This is a genomic window from Collinsella sp. D33t1_170424_A12 (assembly GCF_015554865.1).
Lineage (GTDB): Bacteria > Actinomycetota > Coriobacteriia > Coriobacteriales > Coriobacteriaceae > Collinsella.
In genome coordinates this window covers 1-4,398 of record NZ_JADNJJ010000133.1, presented here as the reverse complement: position 1 = coordinate 4,398, position 4,398 = coordinate 1, and the positions used below count along the sequence as shown (strand labels likewise).

General features: G+C 62.8%; 4 protein-coding genes. All 4 read left to right on the top strand.

Annotation, left to right across the window (positions count from 1 at the left end):
- A partial coding sequence (locus tag I2E26_RS05765; RefSeq protein ID WP_195419964.1) for a DnaA ATPase domain-containing protein occupies positions 1-1,115 on the top strand: 1,115 nt, incomplete at its 5' end.
- Between the two features lie 263 nt (positions 1,116-1,378).
- Positions 1,379-2,482 (top strand): DNA polymerase III subunit beta, encoded by a 1,104-nt coding sequence (gene dnaN / locus I2E26_RS05760; protein ID WP_147587742.1) that lies wholly within the window; start codon positions 1,379-1,381, stop codon positions 2,480-2,482.
- The gene (locus I2E26_RS05755; protein ID WP_195419963.1) at positions 2,482-3,609 is read left to right on the top strand and encodes a DNA replication/repair protein RecF; all 1,128 of its coding nucleotides are present in this window, start codon (positions 2,482-2,484) and stop codon (positions 3,607-3,609) included. The genes dnaN and I2E26_RS05755 overlap by 1 nt, the downstream gene beginning before the upstream one ends.
- Positions 3,593-4,156, top strand: coding sequence for a DciA family protein (locus tag I2E26_RS05750; protein ID WP_229056453.1), 564 nt, complete (start codon positions 3,593-3,595; stop codon positions 4,154-4,156). The genes I2E26_RS05755 and I2E26_RS05750 overlap by 17 nt, the downstream gene beginning before the upstream one ends.
- Positions 4,157-4,398 lie beyond the last annotated feature (242 nt).

Sequence of the window (4,398 nt, the reverse complement as noted above, 5' to 3'; positions counted from 1 at the left end):
CGCCCGCGCCGGTGAGCTCGAAATTCACCTTCGACACCTTCGTCTACGGCGACGAGAACAAGCACGCCTACCATTCCGCCCAGCGCTTCGCCGCATTTGCCGACGAGCCGGGCCAGTGCAACTCCCTGTTCATCTACGGCGACTCGGGCCTGGGCAAGACCCACCTGCTACTCGCCATCAAGAACTACCTCGCCGAGATGAAGCCGCACATCCGCGTGAAATATGCGAACTCGCAAGCCTATATCGACGACTTCATCAACGAGATCGCTCGACAGAAGACCGAGGGCCGTTCGATACTGCGCGAGTACCACGAAGCGAACGTCCTGATCATCGACGATATCCAAAACATCATCGGCAAACAGGCCAGCATCGAGTACTTCTTCTCGCTCATGGATGAGTTCATCCGCGAAAACAAGAAGGTCGTGATCGCGTCCGACCGCGCGCCCAAGAACCTCGGCATGGACGAGCGCCTCACCAGCCGCTTCAACGCCGGCATGCTCTGCTTGGTGTCGGAACCCGGTTTCGAGATGAAATACACGATCTTGAAGCGCTACTACGAGAGCTCCATCCGCGTGCAAGCCGAAGCGGACCTTGCCAACGTGGATGCCTCGCTGCTCGACGCCGTACGCGGCCAGGGCGGCACCCTCACCGACGACCAGCTGCGCCATATGGCCGAGATCTCGGGCAACAACATCCGCGAGCTGGAGAGCTTCTGCGAGCGCTGCGCGAGCGTCTCCTATGAACGCGAGCAGCAGGGGCGGGAGCTGTCCGCAGAGGATATCGAGAAGGTGGCGGACGAGTACTTCGACACGGTTCACAAGGTCATCCACATCGACGCGGTCCAAGCCGTGGTCGAGGAGTTCTACCACGTGAGCCATGAGGACCTGATCGGCCCCAAGCGCTCGAAGGACATCGCTTTCGCCCGACACGTCGCCGTATATCTGTCCAACTCGCTGTGCGAGCTCAGCTCCTCGGCTATCGGAGCGGAGTTCGGGGGACGCGACCATTCCACGGTCCTCAACAGCCTCAAGGTGGTTGAGAGCAAGATGAAGGAAGACCGCCACATCTGCGAGGATCTGCAGCAGCTTAAAACCAAGATCGCCGCGAAGTCCTAGCAAACCGTGGAAACAGATGGGGATAATCTTCGAACGAGCCCTGTGGGAAGCCTGTTAGGAGTTGTTGGATATCATGTTGAAGAGCTGCCGACACCTGTGGGCACACCGCACCGCACCGGGCGCCTGTTGATAACCGCTTCGGTTTTCCACAGGCTTCAACTAGAAGATATATAGCGCCTGAGCTGCAGATATGTAAACTATCCACCGCGTCCACCGCCTTATTACTATTATTAGATATATATCTATATAGAGAGGAATAAAAGATGAGGTTCACCGTTAGCCAGTCGGCACTCTCCGAGGCGCTCGCTACCGTCATGAAAGGCGTAGCCGGCTCTTCGACGCTCCCCATTCTCTCGGGCGTGCTCATCCGAGCATTCGACGGCGTTCTCGAATTCCAGACCTCTAACTACACGATCGCCATCCGCCACCGCATCGCCGCGCGCGTAGAGGTCGAGGGGGCCATGGTCGTTCCGTGCAAGATGCTCTCCAACATCACCAAGACGCTTCCTGATGCACCGGTGTCCTTCGAGATGGAGGAGCGCCAGGTGAGCATCAGGTGCGAGAAGAGCTCCTTCCGACTCAACACGCTCGACGTCGGCGACTTCCCCGAGTTCCCCACGTATGCGCTGGAGTCCACGGTGGAGCTGCCCGCTAACGTCCTCTCCGATATGGTTTCGCGCGTGTGGCGCGTCACGTCCACCGATAAGAACCGTCCGGTCCTCAACGGCGTGTATATGACCGTTGAGAACAATACCGTGCGCCTGGTGGCCACCGACTCCTACCGTCTTGCCGTGTGCGACACGCAGGTAGAGACCTCCTCGCTCGAGGGTTCCTTCGAGCTCAACGTTCCGGCGGAGGCGTTCAACGACGCGCTGTCCATCACCGGCGGCCAGGGTACCATCCTCATGGGATCCACCGACACCCAGGTTGTGTTCGAGGCGGGTAACACCACGTATGTCTCGCGCCGCATCGAGGGCGTCTTCCCCAACTACAAAGCGCTCCTTCCCGCTGCGTGCGCCACTACGGTGAAGATCGATGTGGCCGCGTTCAACGCTGCCTTGAAGCGCGTCGCCGTTATCGCGCAGAATAACTCGGCCGTAAAGTTCGAGATCGATGCCGACGCCGGCACGCTGGCCCTTTCCGCCATTTCGAGCGATCAGGATGTTGCACGTGAAACGGTTGACGTGGACGTCCAGGGTGACTCCGGCGTGATCGCGTTCAACTATCATTACATCTTCGGCTGCCTGAACGCCCTGGCTCGCGAGAAGGAGATCTCGCTGGAGCTGCAGTCCTACAACCAGGCGGGCGTCTTTAAGAGCTATGACAGGATCAACTACCTCTACCTGGTCATGCCCGTCCGTATCTAATGGCCATCTATGCACGTACCCTGACGGCGCGGGGCTATCGAAGCTACGAGGATTACGAGCTCGAGCTAGCCGACGGCATCACGATCCTGGTGGGCCGCAACGCCGCGGGAAAAACGAATCTGGTCGAGGCGCTGCAGCTGCTCACCTCGGGGCAGTCGTTCCGCCGGCCGGCTCCGCGCGAGCTGCTGCGCGAGGGCGACGAACGCGGACTCGTGCGCCTGACGCTGGAAGGCGAGGGCCGGCGTATCGAGCATGCGTGCGAGCTCGGCGGAAGCCGCCGCGCTTTCGTGCGCAACGGCAAGAAGACGAATGCATCCGGCGTGCGCGGCGTGCTGCCGAGCGTGCTGTTCTGTCCCGACGACCTTGACATGGTGAAGCGCTCGGCCAGCGTGCGCCGCCGAGCGCTGGATGATTTCGGCGTGCAGCTCAACGCGCGGTACGCGGCGTTGGTGTCGGCGTACGAACGCGTGGTGGAGCAGCGCAACAACCTGCTGAAAGAGCGCGCGCTCGATCCGTCGCTCCTGGCGGCGTGGGATGAGGCCCTGGTGGCCAACGGTTCCGCGCTCATGCAGCATCGCGCCGCGCTCTTGCGCCGCGTGGCCTCACATGCCGCCCGCGCGTACGAGGGCATCGCCCCGCACGAGCGCATGGCCATAGCGTACGAGCCCTCTATCTTCTCCGTCCCCGCCGGCGCGACGGATGCCCCCGGCGTCACCCCCGACCTCGCCGACCGCGCGGCCGTGGAGGAGCTGTTCCGCACCCGCTTGGCCGAGCTCGCCGACGACGAGCGCCGTCGCGGTCTCACCCTGGTGGGCCCCCATCGCGACGAGATCGCCTTCACCATCGACGGGCGGCCCGCGCGCCAGTACGCGTCGCAGGGGCAGCAGCGCTCGCTCGTGCTTGCGTGGAAGATCGCCGAGGTGGCGGTGACGCGCGATATCCTGGGATACGCACCGCTGCTGCTCCTCGACGACGTGATGAGCGAGCTGGACGAGCAGCGTCGCGCGGCGATCCTGCTGTTTATCGAAGGCGAGGTCCAGACGGTCATCACCACGACCAACCTGGGGTATTTCAACGACGATCTGCTGTCTCGAACGAAGGTGGTCCATATTGGCGAAGCGCGATGACCGGCTGCGCGAGACGCGGAGCCTCGAGGGATTCCTGGGCGCGGAGCGCGCCCGCCTGTTCGACGACGCCAGCCCCGAGCGCCGCGAGCAGCTGCGCGCCGCCGAGCGCACGCGTGCGGTCTATTCGGCATGGAACGCTGTGTGCGGCGGCACGCGCGAGGGCAAGCACGCCACGGGCCTGCACTTTGCCGCCGAGCGCAACGAGCTGATCGTTTACATGGATTCGCCGTCCTGGACGCAGGAGATGACGATGCTGCGCGAGATCGTCCGCGCTCGCATGGCCGCACGCGGCGCCAATGTCGACGCCATCGTGTTCAAGACCTCGCGCGCGGGCTACCAGGCGGTGGGGGACACCCCGCAGGGGCCTCGCGGGCGCATCGACACCACTCCGCCGCCCCGTACCCCGCAGCCGCGGATTCCACTCACGTCGGATGAGAGCGACCGCCTCGACCGCGAGGTGGCGCCCATCGAGGACGCCGCCTTGCGCAGCGCGCTCAAATCGGCAATGAAAGCGAGCTTTGAGTGGAGCAAGACGCGCGGCGAGTAAAGAGCCCCGCCACGGGCCTCTCAACGCGCTGTAGGGGTAATCGGGTTATTTAGTGACACTCCGAAACAGCGTGTATCATGGTAAAGATTGAAGTAAAACGTCTTTCGTGTGTGGGAGGAAAACCGCGTGGCGACACAGAACGATTACGGCGGAGGCGAGATCAAGGTCCTCGAGGGCCTCGAGGCCGTCCGCGTACGCCCCGGCATGTACATCGGCTCCACGAGCTCGACCGGCCTGCATCA

Bases quoted from the DNA above. Each gene is read 5' to 3' on its own strand.
- dnaN (WP_147587742.1), top strand. From the start codon at position 1,379: ATGAGGTTCACCGTTAGCCAGTCGGCACTCTCCGAGGCGCTCGCTACC.
- I2E26_RS05755 (WP_195419963.1), top strand. From the start codon at position 2,482: ATGGCCATCTATGCACGTACCCTGACGGCGCGGGGCTATCGAAGCTAC.